General features: G+C 69.3%; 1 pseudogene. It reads right to left on the bottom strand.

The features are described 5' to 3' along the window. Positions 1 to 535, bottom strand: a pseudogene (locus ACFR9S_RS10755) (DNA mismatch repair protein MutS); the annotation flags it as partial.

The raw sequence follows: 535 nt of genomic DNA, 5'->3' as shown, positions 1-535 counted from the left end.
CTCGGAGTTCTTCAGCGTCTGCCGCCGGCGGTACTTCTCGGGCACCTCGACGAGGTGGCTGTCGGTCACCTCGATGTAGTAGCCGTGGACCTGATTGTGGCCGACTTCGAGGTTGTCGATCCCGGTCCGTTCGCGCTCCTTGGCTTCGAGGTCGGCGACCCACTCGCGACCCTCGCGTTCGGTCGCGCGCACCTCGTCGAGTTCGTCGTCGAAGCCGTCGGCGATCACGCCGCCCTCGGTGATCTCCTGCGGCGGGTCCTCCGCGATCGCGGCCTCGATCAGTTCCCGCGTCTCCGCGAGTTCGTCGAGGTCGTCGCGGAGCGCCTGCAGGCGGTCGGATTCGGCGTCGTCGAGCGCCGCTTTCAGCTCTGGAACGATGGCGAGCGTGCCCGCGACCGAGCGCAGGTCCCGCGCGTTCGCTCGCTCGCGGGAGACCCGCGAGACCAGCCGTTCGAGGTCGTAGGCGGCGCTGAGTTCGTCGCGCAGTTCCTCGCGCAGCAGCGTCCGCGTCGACAGCTCCTCGACGGCGTCGAGG

Source organism: Halolamina salina (genome assembly GCF_042678005.1).
Lineage (GTDB): Archaea > Halobacteriota > Halobacteria > Halobacteriales > Haloferacaceae > Halolamina > Halolamina salina.
Note: the sequence above shows the minus strand (reverse complement) of the source record. Positions and strands in the feature narration are given on the sequence as shown.